At 54.0% G+C, this 19,649-nt stretch carries 16 protein-coding genes; 5 read left to right on the top strand and 11 right to left on the bottom strand.

Annotated features, from left to right (window positions below):
* Positions 1 to 116: 116 nt before the first annotated feature.
* Together BJF97_RS01810 and BJF97_RS01805 are read right to left on the bottom strand one after the other, a co-directional pair.
* On the bottom strand, positions 117 to 806 hold the full coding sequence (locus BJF97_RS01810; RefSeq protein WP_014837142.1) for an LrgB family protein: 690 nt from the start codon (positions 804 to 806) through the stop codon (positions 117 to 119).
* Positions 799 to 1,209 (bottom strand): CidA/LrgA family protein, encoded by a 411-nt coding sequence (locus BJF97_RS01805; protein ID WP_004097823.1) that lies wholly within the window; start codon positions 1,207 to 1,209, stop codon positions 799 to 801. Before BJF97_RS01805 ends, BJF97_RS01810 begins: the two co-directional genes overlap by 8 nt.
* 103 nt (positions 1,210 to 1,312) lie before the next feature.
* Here BJF97_RS01805 and BJF97_RS01800 point away from each other — a divergent pair, with 103 nt between their 5' ends.
* Positions 1,313 to 2,194, top strand: coding sequence for a LysR family transcriptional regulator (locus BJF97_RS01800; protein ID WP_014227557.1), 882 nt, complete (start codon positions 1,313 to 1,315; stop codon positions 2,192 to 2,194).
* 48 nt (positions 2,195 to 2,242) lie between these two features.
* On the opposite strand, the gene BJF97_RS01795 is transcribed toward BJF97_RS01800, so the two are convergent.
* From BJF97_RS01795 to soxR, 4 genes are all read right to left on the bottom strand, one after another.
* Entirely contained in the window at positions 2,243 to 3,889 is a 1,647-nt protein-coding gene (locus BJF97_RS01795; RefSeq protein WP_032695080.1) for a Na+/H+ antiporter, read from the bottom strand.
* Positions 3,890 to 4,036: 147 nt separating this feature from the next.
* Entirely contained in the window at positions 4,037 to 5,386 is a 1,350-nt protein-coding gene (locus BJF97_RS01790) for an NCS2 family permease (RefSeq protein WP_014227555.1), read from the bottom strand.
* 388 nt (positions 5,387 to 5,774) lie between these two features.
* Positions 5,775 to 6,443 (bottom strand): glutathione S-transferase family protein, encoded by a 669-nt coding sequence (locus tag BJF97_RS01785; protein WP_014227554.1) that lies wholly within the window; start codon positions 6,441 to 6,443, stop codon positions 5,775 to 5,777.
* A 257-nt stretch (positions 6,444 to 6,700) separates the two neighbouring features.
* On the bottom strand, positions 6,701 to 7,159 hold the full coding sequence (gene soxR, locus BJF97_RS01780) for a redox-sensitive transcriptional activator SoxR (protein ID WP_004097815.1): 459 nt from the start codon (positions 7,157 to 7,159) through the stop codon (positions 6,701 to 6,703).
* An 84-nt stretch (positions 7,160 to 7,243) separates the two neighbouring features.
* Here soxR and soxS point away from each other — a divergent pair, with 84 nt between their 5' ends.
* Positions 7,244 to 7,573, top strand: coding sequence for a superoxide response transcriptional regulator SoxS (soxS, locus tag BJF97_RS01775; protein ID WP_004097813.1), 330 nt, complete (start codon positions 7,244 to 7,246; stop codon positions 7,571 to 7,573).
* Here the strand turns inward: soxS and BJF97_RS01770 are convergent.
* Positions 7,558 to 9,162: an EAL domain-containing protein gene (locus BJF97_RS01770; RefSeq protein ID WP_032695079.1), complete on the bottom strand. Its 1,605-nt coding sequence runs from the start codon at positions 9,160 to 9,162 to the stop codon at positions 7,558 to 7,560. The genes soxS and BJF97_RS01770 overlap by 16 nt on opposite strands.
* Positions 9,163 to 9,705: 543 nt before the next feature.
* On the opposite strand from BJF97_RS01770, the gene BJF97_RS01765 reads away from it, so the two are divergent.
* The gene (locus tag BJF97_RS01765) at positions 9,706 to 9,987 is read left to right on the top strand and encodes a YjcB family protein (protein ID WP_004097808.1); all 282 of its coding nucleotides are present in this window, start codon (positions 9,706 to 9,708) and stop codon (positions 9,985 to 9,987) included.
* A gap of 156 nt (positions 9,988 to 10,143) precedes the next feature.
* Here BJF97_RS01765 and iraM read toward each other — a convergent pair whose 3' ends face one another.
* Complete coding sequence (iraM, locus tag BJF97_RS32070) at positions 10,144 to 10,533, bottom strand: anti-adapter protein IraM (RefSeq protein ID WP_071993418.1); 390 nt, start codon at positions 10,531 to 10,533, stop codon at positions 10,144 to 10,146.
* Between the two features lie 319 nt (positions 10,534 to 10,852).
* A complete protein-coding gene (gene bamA, locus BJF97_RS01755) occupies positions 10,853 to 13,276 on the bottom strand; it encodes an outer membrane protein assembly factor BamA (protein ID WP_070082757.1) in 2,424 nt (807 codons plus the stop codon).
* 445 nt (positions 13,277 to 13,721) lie between these two features.
* On the opposite strand from bamA, the gene BJF97_RS01750 reads away from it, so the two are divergent.
* Entirely contained in the window at positions 13,722 to 14,072 is a 351-nt protein-coding gene (locus BJF97_RS01750; protein ID WP_014227551.1) for a helix-turn-helix transcriptional regulator, read from the top strand.
* A gap of 269 nt (positions 14,073 to 14,341) precedes the next feature.
* On the opposite strand, the gene BJF97_RS01745 is transcribed toward BJF97_RS01750, so the two are convergent.
* A complete protein-coding gene (locus BJF97_RS01745; RefSeq protein WP_014837139.1) occupies positions 14,342 to 16,603 on the bottom strand; it encodes a TonB-dependent siderophore receptor in 2,262 nt (753 codons plus the stop codon).
* A 595-nt stretch (positions 16,604 to 17,198) separates the two neighbouring features.
* Here BJF97_RS01745 and BJF97_RS01740 point away from each other — a divergent pair.
* Entirely contained in the window at positions 17,199 to 18,830 is a 1,632-nt protein-coding gene (locus tag BJF97_RS01740) for a lytic transglycosylase F (protein ID WP_070082756.1), read from the top strand.
* Positions 18,831 to 18,916: 86 nt separating this feature from the next.
* Here the strand turns inward: BJF97_RS01740 and ssb1 are convergent, their stop codons facing one another.
* On the bottom strand, positions 18,917 to 19,444 hold the full coding sequence (gene ssb1, locus BJF97_RS01735) for a single-stranded DNA-binding protein SSB1 (RefSeq protein WP_004097799.1): 528 nt from the start codon (positions 19,442 to 19,444) through the stop codon (positions 18,917 to 18,919).
* Between the last annotated feature and the right edge of the window lie 205 nt (positions 19,445 to 19,649).

The following is a 19,649-nucleotide window of genomic DNA, read 5'->3' as shown; positions in this document are numbered from 1 at the left end:
ATATTTAATTAACCGCTCATATCGATAAGATGAAACGACTATTTATAGGAATATAAATAGTCGTGAGATATGGAAAAATTACCTTAGCGAGTATGCGTTCACTAATAAAAAATGGTTCAGAACATGACCCATCTCACCAGCGGCGCGGTCAGCACCATCACCACTCCGGATAGCATCATCACCAGGCTGGCGACCACGCCCTCCTGAGGGCCAAGCTCGTAGGATCGTGCGGTGCCGGCGCCGTGCGATGCCGCACCCAATCCGGCCCCTTTTGCCATTCCCTCGCGAATAGAAAGACGCAGAAACAGTACATCCCCTACCGCCATCCCGAATACCCCGGTGACCACGACAAACAGAGCGACTAAATCTGGCTGGCCGCCCAGCGGTTTGGCTGCCGCCAGCGCAAAGGGGGTGGTAACGGAGCGTACCGCCAGGCTGCGCTGGATCTCATCAGGCAAGGTAAATAATCGCGCCAGCCACACCGAACTGGTCACCGCGACAACCGAGGCGGTAGTGACGCCAGCCGTCAGCGACATCCAGTGGCGCTTAATAATCGCCAGGTTGTCGTATACCGGCACGGCAAAGGCGATCGTCGCCGGGCCCAGCAGCCACAGCAGCCAGTGGGTCTCCCCCATATAGCGTTGATAAGAGATATGGCCGAATACCAGCATCATGACCAACAGGATCGGGGTGAAAACCAGCGGCATCAGCGGCAGTTTATGGAAGCGGCGATAAAGCCGCTTGTTGGCAAAATAGAGTCCCAGCGTGACAAGAAGGCACAGGAGGCTCAGCTGAAAATCACTCATGTTTCATCCTGCTGACTTCATAGCGATACACTTTATCAACCACCCATGCCGTGGCGCCCAACACCATCGTAGTGCTCAAGCCAATCACCAGAAAGATACGCCAGCCATCGACCATCAGCAGCTGCGCGTAGTTGACGACCGCCACCACCGCCGGTACGAAAAACAGCAGCATCTCAGCCAGCAGCCAGCGGGCTCCGGCGCGTACCCAGTTTAAAGGAATTACCCGGCAGACGATCAGCGCCAGCATCATCAGCATGCCGACCAGATTCGCCGGAAGCGGCAGGTGCAGCCAGTTAACTAAATATTCAGCGCAGACGAACAGTCCGGCGTAGATCAGGACCTGAACCGGTACCTGAAGACGTTGCATAACGAAGGGCGTCACGCGAGCTGGCGCAAAGGCCATGAGCGGTATTCCTGAAAAAGAAGACAGGCGTGCAGTATAGAGAGCCGCCCGGCGCGGCAGAAATGAATTAAAATCATCACAGGTATAGTCTCAGGGAATAATTATGGATATCCGAACGCTGCGTTATTTTGTCGAAGTGGTTCGCCAGCAAAGCTTTACCCGCGCGGCGGAGAAACTTTTCGTCACGCAGCCCACCATCAGCAAGATGCTTAAAAACCTTGAAGATGAGCTGAACTGCACGCTGCTGATCCGCGACGGTCGCAGGCTGCTGCTGACCGATACCGGACGCGTGGTTTTCGAGCGCGGGCAGGCCATTCTTGGCGAATTTCACCAGCTGGAGTCGGAGCTGAGCGATATTAATCATCTGCACAAAGGCGTACTGCGTCTCGGGATCCCGCCGATGGTCGGCATGCTGATGGCCGAGCCGATTAGCCGCTTTCGCCAGCGCTATGCGGGTATCGAGTTGAAAATCTCCGAGTTTGGCGGATTGACCGTGCAGCAGGCGGTCAGCAACGGCGAACTGGATTTAGCCATGACGGCGCTTCCGGTTGATGAGGCCAGCGGTCTGACGACGCTATCTCTGTTCAGCCATCCGCTCTGCGTACTGACGCCGAGAACGGCACAATGGGAGGGCCTCAGCTCATTGTCGCCGCAGGCGCTCGCCGCGCATCCGCTGGTGATTTACAACGAGGATTTCGCCCTCAGCCAGCAGCTGATGCGGCTGTTTGCTCAGCATGAAGTTAAGCCGCGCATCGCCGTGCGCAGCGGGCAGTGGGATTTTCTGGCCGCCATGGTCCAGGCGGGGATTGGCATCGCGATTTTGCCGGAGCCGATTTGCCAGCGCCTCGACCCGCAGAGCTTTTGCTGGATGCCGTTGCAGAGCGATCTGCGCTGGGAGCTGGGGATGATTTGGCGGGAAGGCGTTTATCTGTCGCACAGCGCGCGAGCGTGGCTGGAGTGCAGCAAGGCGTTCTGGCTGAAGTAAGTCCCCGGGCCGCGGCGTCAACGCCTGACCCGGGGAACAGGTACGGCGTTACTGATCTTCGATAAGCAGCGCTTCCAGCAGATCGAGGTCGTGCAGCAGCTTCTGCAGCGTCTCGTTGCTGATCTGCCGGGTGGCGCGCAGGTGGTACAGCTCACCGCGTTCGGAACGCAGCGCCGCCAGGCGGAACCGGCGTTCGAGGCTCTCCTCCAGCATCGACGTTTCAACATCGTTGCGGCCATCGACGCGACGACGCAGGTTACCAATCACCCGCGAACTGACCTCGGTCAGCAGCTGATTATCAATATTCTCTTTGGTATCCGCAGCCAGACGCTCTTCCATTTTCTGAATCGCGACAATCGCCACATCCGCCGTGGCGGCCCGCGCCAGACGCTCCTCTTTGCGCTGCTGGACATGGTCGGTCGACTCGATATGGCGCAGCAGAATCGGCAGCACAATCACGCCGACGAACAGTGAGAACAGAATCACCCCGGCGGCGAGGAACACCAGCTCATAGCGCGCCGGGAAGACGTTGCCGTCCGGTAGCAGCAGAGGAATAGACAGTACACCGGCAAGGGTAATCGCCCCGCGAACGCCGGCGACGGAGGAGATCAGCAGCTCGCGCGTGGTCCAGGAGCCGAACTCCATCGGTTTCTTTTTCAGGAAACGCTGGCTCAGTTTGCGCATCGTCCACAGCCAGCCAAAACGCACCAGCATCAGGGCGGCATAAATCAGGACGATATCGGTAAACAGCATCCAGGTTTCGACGTTGGGATCCGCTTCTGCAGCCACCAGCGAGCTGGAAAGGATGTCCGGCAGCTGCAGGCCCAACAGCAGGAAGACCATGCCGTTAAACACGAACTCCAGCATCGCCCAGGTGCTGTTGGCGCGCAGGCGCATCGCCAGCGGCGCGCTGCGCATCACCCCGGAACGCGTAATGGTCATCCCCGCGGCGACCGCCGCCAGGATCCCGGAAAAGCCGATATGCTCCGCGATCAGATAAGAGGCGAACGGCAGCAGGAACAGCAGCACAATTTGCGTTGCCGGTTCATCGCCGCCCCAGCGGCTGAGGAAGCGCATCGAGCGCCCGTACAGCCAACTGACCACAAAGCCCGCGAGAATACCGCCGACCGCCACCTTGAAGAACTCCACCGTCGCGCCGCCGACGGTAAAGACCATGGTGCCCATCGCCACCGCAACGGCAAACTTCAGGGAGACCAGGCCGGAGGCATCGTTCATCAGCGCTTCGCCCTGCAAAATCCCCATTATTTTTTTCGGAATGCGCCCTTCGCCGACAATTCCCGACAGCGCCACGGCATCCGTTGGCGACAGAACCGCCGCCAGAGCAAAAGCCGGAATCAGCGGAATACCCGGCACGATCCAGTAGATGAGGTAGCCAATACCGACCACCGTTACCACCACCAGCGCCAGCGCCAGGCCGAAAATTTCTCGTCCATGCTCAATGAACTCACGGGTTGGCGTCTTCCAGCCATCGGCAAAAAGCAGCGGCGGAATGAACAGAACCAGAAAGAGTTCGGGGTCGAATTCAACGTGCAATCCGAAGGTAGGCCAGGCCAACAGCGCGCCGATGGCAATTTGGATTAAGGGGAGTGGGACCTGAAAGGGCAGTACGCGTGTAACCACCCCGGAGAGAGAGACCACGAGGGTCATGATGAGTATGGTAAAGAATATTTCCATGTGTTCCCTGTTTGCTGCGTGTCTTTTTTTTACATCTGAGGCGTCATGTCTCGGCATAATACGCTACTCAGATTAACGCAAAAGGAAACAGGATGTGGCTTAAAAATTAAACGGGCGGCCAAAGCCGCCCGTTGTTAGCAGGAAAAGTTAAATCGCCCAACCGCCGGCGTAGAAGATAACCAGCGCCGCGGCGATGATCACCGTACCCAGGTTTAGCTTACGCCATTCGCCGGACACCAGACGACCGATCACCAGCGACGCAAAGCCGATCATGATGCCGGTCACGATGTTGCAGGTCAGCACGATAAAGACCGCGGTAATCAGGCCCGCCATCGCGTCGACGAAATCGTTGAAATCGATTTTCGCCACGTTGCTCAGCATCAGCAGGCCGACGTACATCAGCGCCGGCGCGGTGGCATAAGCCGGCACCAGATACGAGAGCGGAGAGAGGAACAGGATCAGCAGGAACAGCACGCCGACGGTCACTGCCGTCAGACCGGTTTTGCCGCCCGCCGCCGTACCGGCAGCGGATTCGATATACACCGCCGCCGGCGCCGCCCCGACCAGGCCGGAGAAGACGCTGCTCAGGGAGTCGGTGGTCAGCGCTTTGCCGCCGTTAATAATCTGCCCGTCTTTATCCAGCAGGTTCGCCTGGCCGGCCACCGCGCGGATGGTTCCGGTGGCGTCAAACACCGCGGTCATCACCAGCGCAAGCACGCTTGGCAGCACCACCGGGTTCAGCGCGCCCACGATATCCAGGCTACCGATCAGCGAGTTGCCTTTATCGTCGCTCAGCGACGGCATGGCGAAGATACCGGAGAAGTGAACGTTAGGATCGAAGATCAGGCCGATAATTGAGATGCCGATAATCGTCAGCAGGATACCGCCCGGCACTTTCAGTTTTTCGAGGCCGATAATCACCGCCAGCCCGACCAGCGACATAATCACCGGGAAGCTATCAAAATTACCCAGCGCCACCGGCAGACCATCCAGCGGATTTTTGATAACCAGGCCCACGCCGTTGGCGGCAATCAGCAGCAGGAACAGACCGATACCAATCCCCGTACCGTGCGCCACGCCCTGCGGCAGGTTACGCAGGATCCAGCTACGAATGCCGGTCGCGGAGATCACGGTGAACAGGACACCCATCAGGAACACCGCGCCCAGCGCGACCGGAATGCTGATCTGTTGACCCAGTACCAGGCTAAAGGCGGTAAACGCGGTCAGCGAGATGGCGCAGCCAATCGCCAGCGGCAGGTTCGCCCACAGCCCCATCACCAGCGAGCCGACGCCGGCAACCAGACAGGTGGAAACAAATACCGCAGCCGGTGGAAAACCCGCTTTGCCGAGCATACCCGGCACCACGATGACGGAGTAAACCATCGCCAGGAAGGTGGTAAGACCGGCAACGATTTCCTGACGCACGGTGCTGCCGCGAGCAGAAATTTTAAACCAGGCGTCCAATGAACCGCCGGTACGCGCTGAAGGCGTAGACATAGAAAACTTCCCCTGAGAATTTTTATCGTTCGTCCGAATGCGTGGTGGACCATCCACTGCCAGCTAAACGCGATCTCCTTGTGCTAATCGCAGCGCCAGGGGCCGCGAAAAAGCAAACGTTTAACTCCGCGCATACAGTACGGTGTGAAGAATGACTTTGCTCCCCTCTGCCAGCAGAGGAAATGATGAGCAAAATAAAAAGGCAAACGATTATCCAGCCTTTAGACGGGCCTTTTCAACTGAAGTTTGTCGTATTTCGCTAAATTTCGCTTATGACGTTCAGGAAATAACCAGCCGATGCGCAAACGTTATCGTCCATGCGCAATCCGGTAACATTTTTGTATTGCGCTGATAGCAATTTTCCCCGGTCATCGGCTTTAGTAATAGTTTATTCGCCGGGTAAGGTGAACGGCCCCCCGCGCTCAACCGCTTTTTGCCAGGCCGGGCGCTGCTCCACGCGCTGAACCCACTGCGTCAGATGGGGTAAATTCTCCACGCCGCCGCGCGCCAGCAGCGCCATCGCGGGAAAGCTCATCTGAATATCGGCCATACTCAGCTCAGCGCCGGCAAACCAGCGCTGGCGGGAAAGGTGCGCTTCAATAAAGCGGGCATGGGTGTCCACCTGGCGGTTAAGCCAGGCCTTCTGTACCCCCTTGCCCAACGCATTACCCAGCGTGCGCATACCAAACGGCACCGGCGGTTTGCCCAGGCTGGCAAACACCAGCTTCATCAGCAGCAGGGGCATCAGCGACCCCTCGGCGTAGTGCAGCCAAAAGCGATATTGCAGCTTATCTTCCACCGACTCAGGTTTTAAGCGCCGGGCGCTATCATAGGTTTCCTGTAAATATTCCAGAATGGCGCCGGACTCCGCCAGAATGTGGCCGTTATCCTCAACCACCGGCGATTTACCCAGCGGATGAACGCTTTTTAATTCCGCCGGTGCGAGCATATCCTTGCCACGCTGATAAGAGACAACCTGATAAGGCAGCTGCAGCTCTTCCAGCGCCCATAACACGCGCTGCGATCGTGACTGATTGAGATGATGTACCGTTAACATGGGCCTCTCCCGCTGTTTGTTCAAATTAACTATAGGAACAGGCGGCGGATGCCGGGAATTTTTCGGCAAACTGAAGAGGCAAATTCAGAGAAAAGAGCCACACTTAAATTGTCGGCGCAAACCGGAACCTCCATCAAAGATTGCGCAATACTGAGGTGAGCCGACGTCGGGGGAAACCCTCCTGCGTACCAGCGGGATAGTGCGAAAGACCAAGACCGGAAAACAACTAAAGCGCCCTGTTGTGGCGCTTTAGTTTTTTAGTCATCCTCCAGCAATCGCGCGCCGGTCCCCTCTTCACCCAGCTTATCGCCCGGGTTGCGTAACGGGCAGTCGCGGCGCGACAGACAGCCGCAGCCGATACAGCCATCGAGCTGATCGCGCAGCGCGGTCAGGGTATGAATGCGCCGGTCCAGCTCCTCCCGCCACTGGGACGACAGCATCTTCCACTCTTTGGCGCTGAGGTTATGCCCTTCCGGCAGTACGCCGAACGCGTCGCCGATGGTCGCCAGCGGAATACCAATGCGTTGCGCAATCTTAATGATCGCCACCGCGCGCAGGACGTCGCGCCGGTAGCGCCGCTGATTGCCCGCGTTGCGCTGGCTGTGGATCAGCCCTTTACTTTCATAAAAGTGCAGCGCGGAGACGGCCACGCCGGTTCGTTTTGCCACTTCGCCGGGCGTCAGCAGCATTTTGATGCGGGGTGATTTCTTTTCCATAAAGCGCTTTACCTCAAGTTAACTTGAGGAATTATACTCGCCCGCAGACAAAACGACGAATCGAGAATTGAGAGAGGCCGCTTTATGTCCCATCAGGATATTATCCAAACGCTTATTGAATGGATTGATGAACATATCGATCAACCACTTAACATTGATATAGTCGCCAGAAAATCGGGATACTCGAAATGGTATCTGCAGCGGATGTTCCGCGCCGTGATGCATCAAACGCTGGGCGATTACATTCGCCAGCGCCGCCTGCTGCTCGCCGCAGAAGCGCTAAGAACCACCCAGCGCCCTATTTTTGATATCGCGATGGATCTCGGCTACGTGTCGCAGCAAACCTTTTCGCGGGTGTTCCGTCGCGAATTTGACCGAACGCCGACCGCCTATCGCCATCAAATTTCTGCCTGATAGCGCGGCTGATAGGGGCTGAGGCAGGTGCGCTCATTCGCCAGCCACAGCATGAACTCCTGCGGCGGCATCGCTTTCGCAAAGTGCCACCCCTGGCAGTACTGTACGCCGCGTTGCTGGAGCCAGGCTACCTGCTCTGCCGTTTCGACGCCTTCAGCCACGATTTTTAAATGCAGGCTGTTTGCCATCTGGATAATATGCTCGGCAATCAGGTGGCTGGTGGTATTGCTCGTCAGCATGTCGACAAAAGATTTATCAATCTTCAGAACGTCGACGTTGAGCGCATGAAGATTGTGCAGGTTGGAGTAGCCGGTGCCGAAATCATCGATGGCGATTTCATATCCCGCATCGCGGAACGCCTGGATCACCGGCGTCGTTTTCGCCACGTCGATAAACCCGCGTTCGGTCACTTCGATTTTGATTTGTTCCGCCTTGACCGCGTAGCGCTGGATCTTCTCGTTGATGTGCTCAATCAAGCGCGCGGAATGGAAATCGGAAGCGGAGAGGTTAATCGCCACGTACAGATGCGGTTGCCGCGCCAGAAACTCGCCCAGGTCGGAAAATACCTCATCGATGACATAGTCGGTGACCTGGGCGATCATCCCTTCATTTTCCGCCATCGGAATGAACTCCGCCGGACTCATCACCGGCCCATCAAAGCCAGGCCAGCGCAATAATGCTTCGGTACCGACGCAGCGGTTATTTTTAATATCGATAACCGGTTGATAGTGAAGGCACAGCTGACGACGGTTTAACGCGCGCTGCAGCATCTTCCGCGGAGAGTGGTACTGCTGACGGGTGCGCGACCACACCAGCAGGAGCAATACGCTGCAAATCAGCCCCAGCGGTAGCGTCAGGGTCACCTGATTATAAAAATTCTGATAATAGCTGACGCGCGAAGTGGACATAATGACGGCTATCGGGCGAACGGTGGAATGGGCGATGGTATAAACGCGGCCATCCTGGTGAAATAAAGACGCTTCAGCGCGAATCAGGCGATGCAGCTCATCGGGATCGGCATTCTTGCTGACGGAAAAAAACTGGTGGGTTTTGGTATCAAAAACGCCCCAGGCGAGGTCGCGGTCGCTGGTGATCAACGCGCTGTATGAGAGCGGATTAACCACCACCACATAGTTGCCGCGCTGCATATAGTTCATCGCATAGCCAGGGTAGAAAGGGGTCTCGCGGTAGTAGTAAATCGCGACATCCGGCTTTTTGGTATAGGTTGCGGCCGGAATTTGCCACCCCGTCTGGCGGCGAACCGAAGTGGAGCAGAAGAAATGGGTGCCGTTGGCGTAGATTAAATCGTCGATATAGAGCAGGCCGCGAACAATACCGAGCAAATATTGCTGATGCTGTGGTGAACATATCGCTCCCTGATACAAGCGGGCTTTATCGCGCGCTTCGTCGGCTTCACGAATCACCATCTCCGTTTTTTGCAGCGCCAGTCGAGAAAACAGCCTCAGCTGATCGGCGGTTTCCGCTTTGGCGCGAATTTGCGCAAACCACAACGCCAGCAGCACCGGCAGCAGAATGACCAGCACGATGCCAAATATTCTCAACGCCTTATGCGGCGCGCTATGATTCATTTCCGCTTTTTATCCATGCGATACGCCTTAATCAAGGTGAACAGCCCCGATGACTCTGCTTACTGTGATATGAACGGAGCATCTCAGCAACCCACGCTTTGACGTAAAAACCTCATGACGATGAATTATGAATAATACTGGCTTATAGGACCACTGGAGAAACATTCTCAACATAATGAGATTAGCTCCAGTATGTCATTCGGTTTATCCGTATAATTAGCCAGAATAAGTAATAAAATCCGCAGAACATAAACCTTATTAAAAAACCAAAACCGCCGATAATCCCTTATAATCAACCTTCACATTGCAAGAAAGCCCCACACCCCCCTTATTAACCCTGCTATTTACATGGCTAATAAGCGCAAGAAAACACCATTTTTGGCTGGTGAATAAAAGAACAAGTGTGATATAGTTCACATTAGCTGATGAAACAAAAACGTTGTTTCATTACGATCTTGTTTGCCTGAAGATAGCCAGAGCGCCGTTCCATCGTCAGTCTCATCCGGTTGTCAAAGGCTCCCAAATTTCGTTGAGGATAGGTTGATGGCTTCCATTACTACCAGTGTCGTGCTTTTGCGCTGGCCACTCGTGAGCGCAGTGCTGATGTTTCTGGCCAGCTCGTTGAACATTCAGCTACGTAAAAGCGATTATGCCGGTTTAGCGGTGATTTGTAGCTGTATGGGCCTGGCCGCAGCCTGCTGGTTCGCCACCGGTCTGTTAGGCATTACGCTGCTGGACGTGGCGAAAATCTGGGGCAATATCAAGGACGTGATGATTGAAGTCATGAGCCAGACTCCGCCAGAATGGCCGATGATGATGACCTGATGTCGGCCCGCCTTATCCGGGCGCCGATGTCGCTGACCGGACCACCAGACGGCGGTGAACCGGTTGCCCGGACAGGTGCGCAGCACCGCCACCCGCGATTTCCCCCTCTGCGACAGCCTAAACCCATCACCGATATACACCGCAGCGATGACACCATTATGGTCTGGTTATAACGCTTCCGCTGGCCGACGGACGACTACCCGGTAGCCCGCGAGGAAAGTTGTTCGGGCAGCGTTTTATTGCGCAGTGCGCCTGGTAAGAACAGGCGTTTGCCGTCGTGGCGGTAGATTGGTACGGACAAGAAGGCCGCTCCCGCAGTTTCTCCCACTGGGCTTCATCGTATCGCGTGATGTTATAAACCTTTACCGCATGATATTGCTCGTTAATTAACACGCTGGACGAGTAGAGCTTCATCGACTCTCCCGGCAGTAATAAAATGTCGGCTTCATACCAAAGAATAAACTTTAAAAACCGCAGGCTGGAAATCGAAGAAAAAGCCACGCCGGAATACGGGCAGACAAGCGTATTATGAATAGTCCATTTCATTTTTTATCCTTGCTGGCATTGCTGATAAATGACTCTATATAGTGATAGCATCCATGATAGCTAACCGCAAGGTTATCGATTAATAATGTGATATCAGACAATACTCAATACCACCCGTACTCAATAAGGCTTACCTTAAATATAGTGTTCTAATAATGAATGGTTAACCATAATAGCCAGAAGCGTTCCCCGCAGGAATATACATAAATAAGAATATACTGACAATTAATTACAGGCTACCCACAGCGGTAGCCTGCGGTACTATTTTTAGCATTTACCACAAATAACCGAGCTCTCCTTCAAATAATAAGCAGCAGGATTACCAGGTTTTACCAATATTAAACTGGAACTGCTCGGCTTTATCACCATCGTATTTTTTAAAGGGTTCGGCCCAGGAGAACACCAGCGGGCCCAGTGGCGACATCCACTGCACCGCAATCCCGGCAGACATCCGGATATGTGACGGATCGCCATAGTCCGGGATCCCGGCCGCCAGCGTCTGGCCGGTATTTTGCCAGGAGGTGCTCCATACCGTACCGGCGTCGAGGAATAGCGACGTTCGCAGGCTGTCGGCATATTTGTCATTCACAAACGGCGTCGGCACAATAAACTCGCTGTTCAGCACCGCCATCGCGTTACCGCCAACCGCATCGGATGATGAGTCCAGCGGACAGGTGCTGTAGCTGCTTTCAGAACCATTACAACGATAATAAGCCGCTTTTGGGCCAATCGTATTCGACGAAAAACCGCGAACCGACGACGATCCGCCGGCATAAAAGTTATCGTAAAACGGCACCGATTTGCCGTTCAGCCCATCGGCATAGCCCGCGCGCAGGTGCTCCATCCATACCCAGCTTTTGCTCTCGGCCAGCGGCATATATTGGGTGGTATCGAAAGTCACTTTATAATAGCTGTTATCCGAACCGGGTACGGTAACCTTGGCGGTCAGGCTGCTTTTATTTCCCGCGCGCGGGAAGAAACCGCGATCGAGGTTGTTATAGCTCCAGCCAACGCTGGCAAAATAGTCATTGGCGCTATAGGTCGCACCGCTGTCGCCGTCTTTGGTGACGACGTCAGGATAGATGCCCCGGGAGTTAAGATAGCTCCAGGTGGTGAGCTCCGGCTCCATATTGGTCAGGCGGTTATGGACATAGTCCAGGCCAAGGTTGAGAGCGTTATTCTCGCTAATCGGGAATCCCAGCGTACTGCCAACGCCGTAGCTTTGCTGGTTGTAGCTTCCGGAATCGGCATCCGAGGCGTCGTAGCTGTTGTAGAAAATTTTGCCGCCGAGGCTGACGCCATCCACGGTGAAGTAAGGGTTCGTCGCTCCCAGCTCAATATAGGACTGGTAGCTGTTGCGCGTGCCGTTGAAGCTGACGCTATTGCCGGTCCCCAGCCAGTTATCCTGAGTGACGCCGAGCTGGTAGCTCACGCCGCTGTCGGTACCAAAGCCCAGACCAACGTTAAAGGAGCCGGTATTGCGCTCCTTCACCTTATAGACCACGTCCACCTGATCCTGGCTACCGCTTACCGGAACGATCTGCTTGTCGACGGTTTCAAAAAATCCGGTACGATCCAGCCGCGTTTTTCCCTGCTCGACCTTCTCATCATTCAGCCACGCGCCTTCCATCTGGCGCATTTCGCGACGCAGCACCGCATCGCGGGAAGTATCGTTACCCTCAAAGCGAATCTGACGAACCGAATAACGGCGTCCGGCATTGACGTTAATATGCAAAACGACGTTTTTTTTCGTCTCATCAATATCCGGCGCGGTATTAACCTGCGGCCAGGCATAGCCGTATTTTCCCAGCAGCGTCTTAATGCTGTTCTCAGCCGCCGTGATTTCCGCGCCGCTGTACCATTTCCCCGCTAAAGGCTTCACCAGCGCTTCAATTTCCTGGTTATGCTGCGCCATGTCGCCGGTCACGACCGTACTGGCCACGTTATAACGATCGCCTTCGGTAAGATTGATCGTGATATACAGCGATTTTTTATCCGGGGTAATACTGACCTGACTGGAGTTAATGGTAAAACGCGCGTAGCCGCGATCGAGATAATAGCTACGGATGGTCTCAAGATCCGCCGCCATCTTTTGCTTTTGGTATTTCTTATCGCCAATCACGTTCCACCACGGAACGCTGTCGCGAAGCTGCAGCTGGTCCAGCAATGTTTCTGCGCTAAAGGCCTGGTTGCCAATAATATTAATTTGCGCAATTTTTGCCGATACCCCCTCCTGAAAGACAAAGGTTAAATCAACGCGATTACGCGGTAGCGGCGTGACGACAGCATGGACCTGAGCGCTATATTTCCCGACGCTGTAATAGAAATCCTGGAGCCCCTTTTCTATTTCCGTGAGCGCATTGCGATCCAGCGCGCTGCCTTCTTCAATACCGCTGGCGGCCAGATTCTCCTTGAGGGCATCATCCTTAACGGATTTATTCCCGGAAAAGCTGATTTTAGCGATGGTTGGCCGCTCTGTGACCTGCACCACCAGCGTGCTGCCATCGCGCAGGATCTGCACGTTCTCAAAGTTGCCGCTGGCGTACAGGGCGCGGACCGAATCACTGATATCCTCGTTAGAAACCTCTTCTCCCGTATGAACAGGCATGCTCAGTAGCGCAGCGCCAACGGTAACGCGCTGTAGCCCTTCGAAACGAATGTCATCTACCGTATAGGCGGTTGATGCGTAAAGCGTTAAAGGGGAAATCAATAGACCGGCGATGAGACTCGTTTTTTTTAGCATGGAGGTGTCGTCTAAAAGATATTTGGCAATAGCAGATACCTGCTGGGAATAATGCAGCTCATTGCGCCAGACAGATTCTGACGCCGTTTTAAATAACCTGAACGAGGCGCAGAATTGCACGCAATTATGACGAGAAAATGGAGAAAAAATGGATATATGAGAATGGTGAAAAAATTATTTTTTAATGGAACTTTCCTTCTCCCACCCAGTCAGATAAGCATTTCCTGACAACATTAAAATTCAACATCTTTTGTTTTTTAATTAAAAAAACAAAAAGCCCCCTTTCTCATTGGTTGAAAGGGGGAAAAAGATCTTGTTAGGAATGATGCTCTCTGGGATAAACCAGGAACAGCCACAAACTAACCTATAACCCCGTAGATAAAATGAAGAGATAGTGAATAAATTATGCAGCCAGATTGCCATTATAATGAAATGAGTAGATATCATGCCACGAAATGAAATTCAGCGTTCAGTGCTTAGCGAGCTGGTGCAATGGATAAAAAACAATCTTGAAAAGAGGCTCACCATGCGGGCGCTGAGCCTCTTTTCCGGCTATTCTGAATGGCATCTTTTTCGCCTGTTTCGTCACTATTTTAATATGTCGCCAATGGCCTATATTCGCCAACAGCGGATGCAATTAGCCCTTGATTTATTAAAGGTTAAACCGGCTTTTCGCATCGTTGATATTTGTATTATGGCGGGCTATGAAGATATCAGCGCCTTTAACCGTACCTTTAAAAGATACTATGCGATTACGCCTGGCCAGTTTCGCAAAATCCTGTGTATCTCCGGATAGGGGATCCCCCTCCTCCGCATTGCTGCGGTTGGGAATGGAAGGGGGAAGAGGAACACAACGTTAGAATGGAAATGGCAGGATGCCATCGTTAATCGTTTCCGGGATCAAGCAGACCCGATCAACAGGAAACAGTGTAAACTGCTAAGTTGAGTTAATTGTGTAGAAGCCGTGGAGATTTTGTCATCATTTATATCTCCGGCCTTTTTCCCCGACATAAAAAATAAAAAGCCGGAATAGTTCACTATCCCGGCGGGTGTTTGAGTAGATAATCAGAAGTGCGTATTCACGCTGACATAAAACGTCCGACCCGATTCATTATAGGTCTCCGCGCCCGCGCCATACAGATAGGCGCCGGTCGTCGAATTCCCCGTCGTCTGCGCGTTACCGGCGCGGTAGTGGCGAATATCGAACAGGTTATCCACGCCGCTGGTCAGGCTCAGGTTTTTATTCACATCCCAGGTCGCGCTGAGCCCGACGATGCTGTACGGGCTCACTTCATTCAGCTCGCTGCCGGATACCGCCTCGCCCTTATAGTTGAAGCGCTTAGGTTTTTGCCGACCATACCAGGTGAAAGTACTCTGCAGCGAAAGATCGTCGCGTACCTGCCAGCTGACGGTCGAATTAAGGGTGAACTGCGGGATCACCGACAGGCGATCGCCGGTGGTCTTGTTCTTACTCTGCAGCATCCACGTCAGGTTGTTGCTCCAGTTGACCGTTTCGCTTACCGGCAGGTTTAATGAGCCTTCCAGCCCTTCAACCAGCGCCTTCGGTACGTTTTCCCATTGATAAATATTGGTCGTGCCGTTGCTGGCCGTTCCCACCGCCGAGTAGCCCGATTCAATCTTGTTATGATAGTCGTTACGGAACCAGGTCAGCCCCGCCTGATAGCCGTTGTGCTTATACTCAAGGCCAATCTCTTTATTAACGCTGGTTTCCGCCTTCAGATCGCTGTTCCCCATCAGGTAACAGGCTGAGCTGCTGGCATAGCAGCCCTGGCCGTTGCTGTAGAGAATATAGTTCGGGTTGAGCTGATAAAGGTTTGGCGCTTTATAGGCGCGGGCGATGCCCAGCTTCAGCGTCCAGTCATCCGACAGCCCCTGCGAGAGGTTCAGCGATGGGCTCCAGTTATTGCCAACGATGCTGTGATGGTCGAAGCGCAGAGCCGGCGTCAGCATGGTGCTCTCGGTCAGCGCGATATTATCTTCGGTAAACAGCGAGAAAATCTCGGCGCTGGAATAGGGGCTACGCCCGGTTGCCGACATACCGTCAATGGAGCCATAAGAGAGCGACTGGGTGGTCGATACGCCATCTTTCATCCGCTGCTGGTTCCACTCGGTACCCAGCGTCAGATTCTGCTCGAATCCCAGGGTAAACGGAATATTCACCTCGCTGTGCAGCAGCACATCCGACAGGTCGATATCGGAGAATTCGCTGCTGGAGAAGATCCCCTCCGTTCCCCCCGCCAGCCCCTCGTTCATACGCGAGTTACGGGTGTGCTCATACTGCGCGTAAGTATTGCTGGTCACGCCGTTATCCCAGCCGCCGGTCCACGTGACGCCATAAGTCTGACGATAGAGGCGGTTGGTCTCTTTACCGTACATACTTTTCACCAGCGTGCTGGTATTGGTATTCTGGGTATCGCCTGCATACAGGTTGCCCTGGCGGCTGTAGCCGGTTTCAAACTCCAGCGCCTGCATCGGCGCAAATTCCCAGCGCAGCTTACCGTGGATATCTTTATTCACTACGCCTTCGCGTCCAGCCGGATACGATCCCGCATAGCTACCGGTTCGCGCCGCTTCGTGACCGGAATTAATATCCTGGGCATCGGCCTGCGTTTTGCTCAGATTTCCCCATAAATTAAAGCTGACCTCATCCGATAGCGGGCCGTTGAGGCTGAAGTTTGTCCGCTTCGTCGCGCCCTCTTTACGGTGCTGGGGGGCGTTCATATAGGTATTCCATGATCCATGCCATTCGCTGGTGGCCGGTTTGGTGACGATATTTACCACCCCGCCCATCGCACCATTACCGTAGCGGGCCGCCGCAGGGCCGCGAATCACGTCGATATGGTCGATCATTTCCGCCGGTACCCAGCTGGTATCCCCGCGCGTATCGCGGTCGCCGCGCCAGCCATAGCGCACGGAATTACGGCTGGTCACCGGTTTACCATCCACCAGAATCAGCGTGTTCTCCGGCCCCATGCCGCGAATATCGACCTGGCGGTTATTACCGCGCTGGCCGCTGGTGGAGTTGCCGGTGAGGTTGACGCCGGGCTGGGTACGAATCAGCTCGGAGACATCGCGCGCGGGCGGATGTTTACGGATCTCCTCAGCGGTGATGGTCGATACGCCGGGCGCTTGCAGCGTCTGCGCCGCCGCGGTGACCACCATGGTTTCGTCATCATTTGCCGTAGCCGTTTCGGATTTCTTCGTATCGTCTGGCGTGTTGCTGTCAGCGGCCTGTGCCGGCAGCATCCCTCCCCAGATGGCCATCGGGATCAGCACGGCCAGCGAGTAGTGTGAATCGTATTTCATGGAATATGCCCTGTTTTTCTTTTTAGCCGTCGGGGCACGCCTTCTTCATCCGCCAGATAAACACCGGTCATGTCTTCCATGCCTGGCGTAACATCTCTTTTTTTGGCGTAGTCAGGCCCTCCCGTTTAAATAGGGATAGCAATAAATAATGAGCGACCAAAATAGATTTATTACTCTGGCAAAAATGAAGAAATAAACGCACCGCGCTATTCTTTGATAGCATTCGCCGAACAGCAGTAATAGGAGTATTGTGCCACACAACGTTATTAGAAATGAGATTTATTATCAAGTGGATAATTATGCATCACAGCAATAATTTTAAATAACTCAATAAAAACAAAAAGATGAAATAATTATTTACGTTTACCCCTTATTTGTACTTTAAATAATCAAAATATATCCACACTAAAAAAACACAATCTGAGCATATTCTCTCCATAATTACCGATATCTATTTGTTTATTATTCCACTATAAATACTGAGCCTGTTAATTAATAAAATAGCTGATTAACCGGCCGACATTCTCGATCGCCGGGCATGCTAACGGCCAGAAATTGACTAAAATAAGGAAATCCCCCTGCGGAGCACCGCGCCATGAATACGTCGTCGTTCTATCGATACCTTGTCGGCGGACTTGCATGCCTTGCCGCCCTGCTATGCTTCACATCCGTTTACGCCGCCACAGAGAATAAACTGTCAGAACCCGAGGAGCGCGAGGCCCTGGAAGTCAACGTTGACGATATGCTGCAGCCATGGAAGGGAGATTTACCGGGTATGTTCGACCGGCGAACCATTCGCGTATTAACCACCTTCAGCAAAACCTTTTTCTTTATTAACAAAGGGACGCAGCGCGGCGCTACGCACGATATTTTTATGGAGTTTGAGCGAAGCCTCAATCAAAGCCTGATGAAGGAGAAAAAGCTCAAACATCGTCATCTTAAGGTCCGTATCATCTTTGTTCCGATTGCCCGCGACCAGCTCATCAGCGCGCTTAACGCCGGTAAGGGGGATATTATCGCCGCTAACCTGACGATTACCCCCGCTCGCCAGCAGGAGATGACCTTTACCGCGCCAATCTACTCTCACGTTCAGGAGCTGCTTCTTTCCGGCCCCGGCTCGCCCAAAGTGGAAAATCTGCAGCAGCTTTCCGGTAAAACGGTCTTTGTGCGTACCTCATCGAGCTATTACGAGAGCCTGGTCGCGCTCAACGCGCGCTTTGCCCAGCAATCACTGCCCCCCATCACTATCGAACCGGCGCCCGAAGCGCTGGAGGATGAAGATCTAATAGAGATGCTTAACGCGGGCCTGATTCCATTGACCGTCGTCGACCGCCACAAGGCTCTGTTCTGGAAACAGGTCTTCCCCAACATTCAGGTTCATCAGAACATCATTCTGCGCAACGAAGGCAATATCGGCTGGGCGGTACGCAACAATAGCCCGCAGCTGCTGGCCTTGCTTAATGAATTCATCAACAAGAATCGTCAGGGCAGCAAGCTGGGTAATACGATTCTGCTGCGCTACCTGAAGGATGCCAGATACGTTAAAAACGCGGCGGCGCAAAAAGAGCAGCGTAAATTTCTGACCATGGTGGAGATCTTCCGCAAATATGGCGATCGCTACGATGTTGACTGGCTGCTGATGGCCGCGCAGGGCTATCAGGAATCGCGGCTAAATCAGTCGGTGCGTAGCCACGTCGGCGCAATTGGCGTTATGCAGGTAATGCCGAGCACCGGCAAGGAGCTGAAGGTCGGTGATATTAAGCAGCTCGACCCCAATATTCATGCCGGGGTGAAATATATGCGCTGGATGATAGACCGCTACTATGGCGATGAACCGATGACCCAGCTTGATAAGGCGCTGTTCTCATTCGCTTCTTATAACGCGGGTCCCGCGCGCATCGCCCGGCTGCGGGCGGATACCAAAAAGCGCGGTTTTGATCCGAACGTCTGGTTTGGCAACGTGGAGTATCTGGCCGCCGAGAAGATCGGCTCCGAGACCGTAAGCTATGTCAGCAATATCTATAAGTATTACATCGCTTACCGGCTGATCGTGGATGAAATGGCGCGTAAACAGCAGGCAACGACGGCCTCCAAAAATCAGGTCGTGCCGACAGTGGGGATGCCTGCCGCACCTGCCGCACCTGCCGCACCTGCCGCACCTGCCGCACCTGCCGCACCTGCCGCACCTGCCGCACCTGCCGCACCTGCCGCACCTGCCACGCAGTGAAATAGCGCAGATGGCCTGGGTGACAAAATAGAAAAAGCCCCGAACAGGGGCTTTTTCAGAGATGACTTTACGACGCTAACGCTTCGTTAGAACGGAATATCGTCATCAAAGTCCATCGGCGGCTCATTGGAAGGGGCAGCTGGCGCCTGCTGCTGCGGACGAGACTGCGCGCCGCCGCTGAACTGGTTTCCGCCCTGCGGCTGCTGAGGCTGGCCCCAACCGCCCTGCTGCTGACCACCGCCTGCCGGGGCGCCCGCGCCCTGCTGACGACCGCCGAGCATTTGCATCGTGCCGCCAACGTTAACGACAACCTCGGTGGTGTATTTTTCCTGACCGGATTGGTCAGTCCATTTACGGGTACGCAGCTGGCCTTCAATATAGACCTGAGAACCTTTACGCAGATACTCGCCGGCCACTTCCGCCAGTTTGCCGAACAGCACAACGCGGTGCCATTCGGTCTGCTCTTTCATCTCACCGGTCGCTTTATCACGCCAGGATTCGGAAGTAGCCAGCGTAATGTTGGCAACTGCGCCACCACTCGGCATGTAGCGTACTTCCGGGTCCTGGCCCAGATTACCGACGAGAATCACCTTGTTTACGCCTCTGCTGGCCATGTTTGTGTCTCCTGAATGCGTTTCTTAATAGTGTAAACGCGCGAGTGTACCATTTCCAGGTACTATGTTGATAGCTGGGAAGTAGGTTCCAGATAACTCTCGCGGTGCGACATTTTTACACATCCCACCGGAAAATGCATTCCAATACTGTATATTCAAACAGGTTAAATTGTGTCATAATTAGCCGTTTCTGCCGTTTGTCCTT

Source organism: Klebsiella sp. LTGPAF-6F (genome assembly GCF_001753185.1).
In the GTDB taxonomy this organism is placed as follows: Bacteria; Pseudomonadota; Gammaproteobacteria; order Enterobacterales; family Enterobacteriaceae; genus Klebsiella; species Klebsiella michiganensis.
Note: the sequence above shows the minus strand (reverse complement) of the source record. Positions and strands in the feature narration are given on the sequence as shown.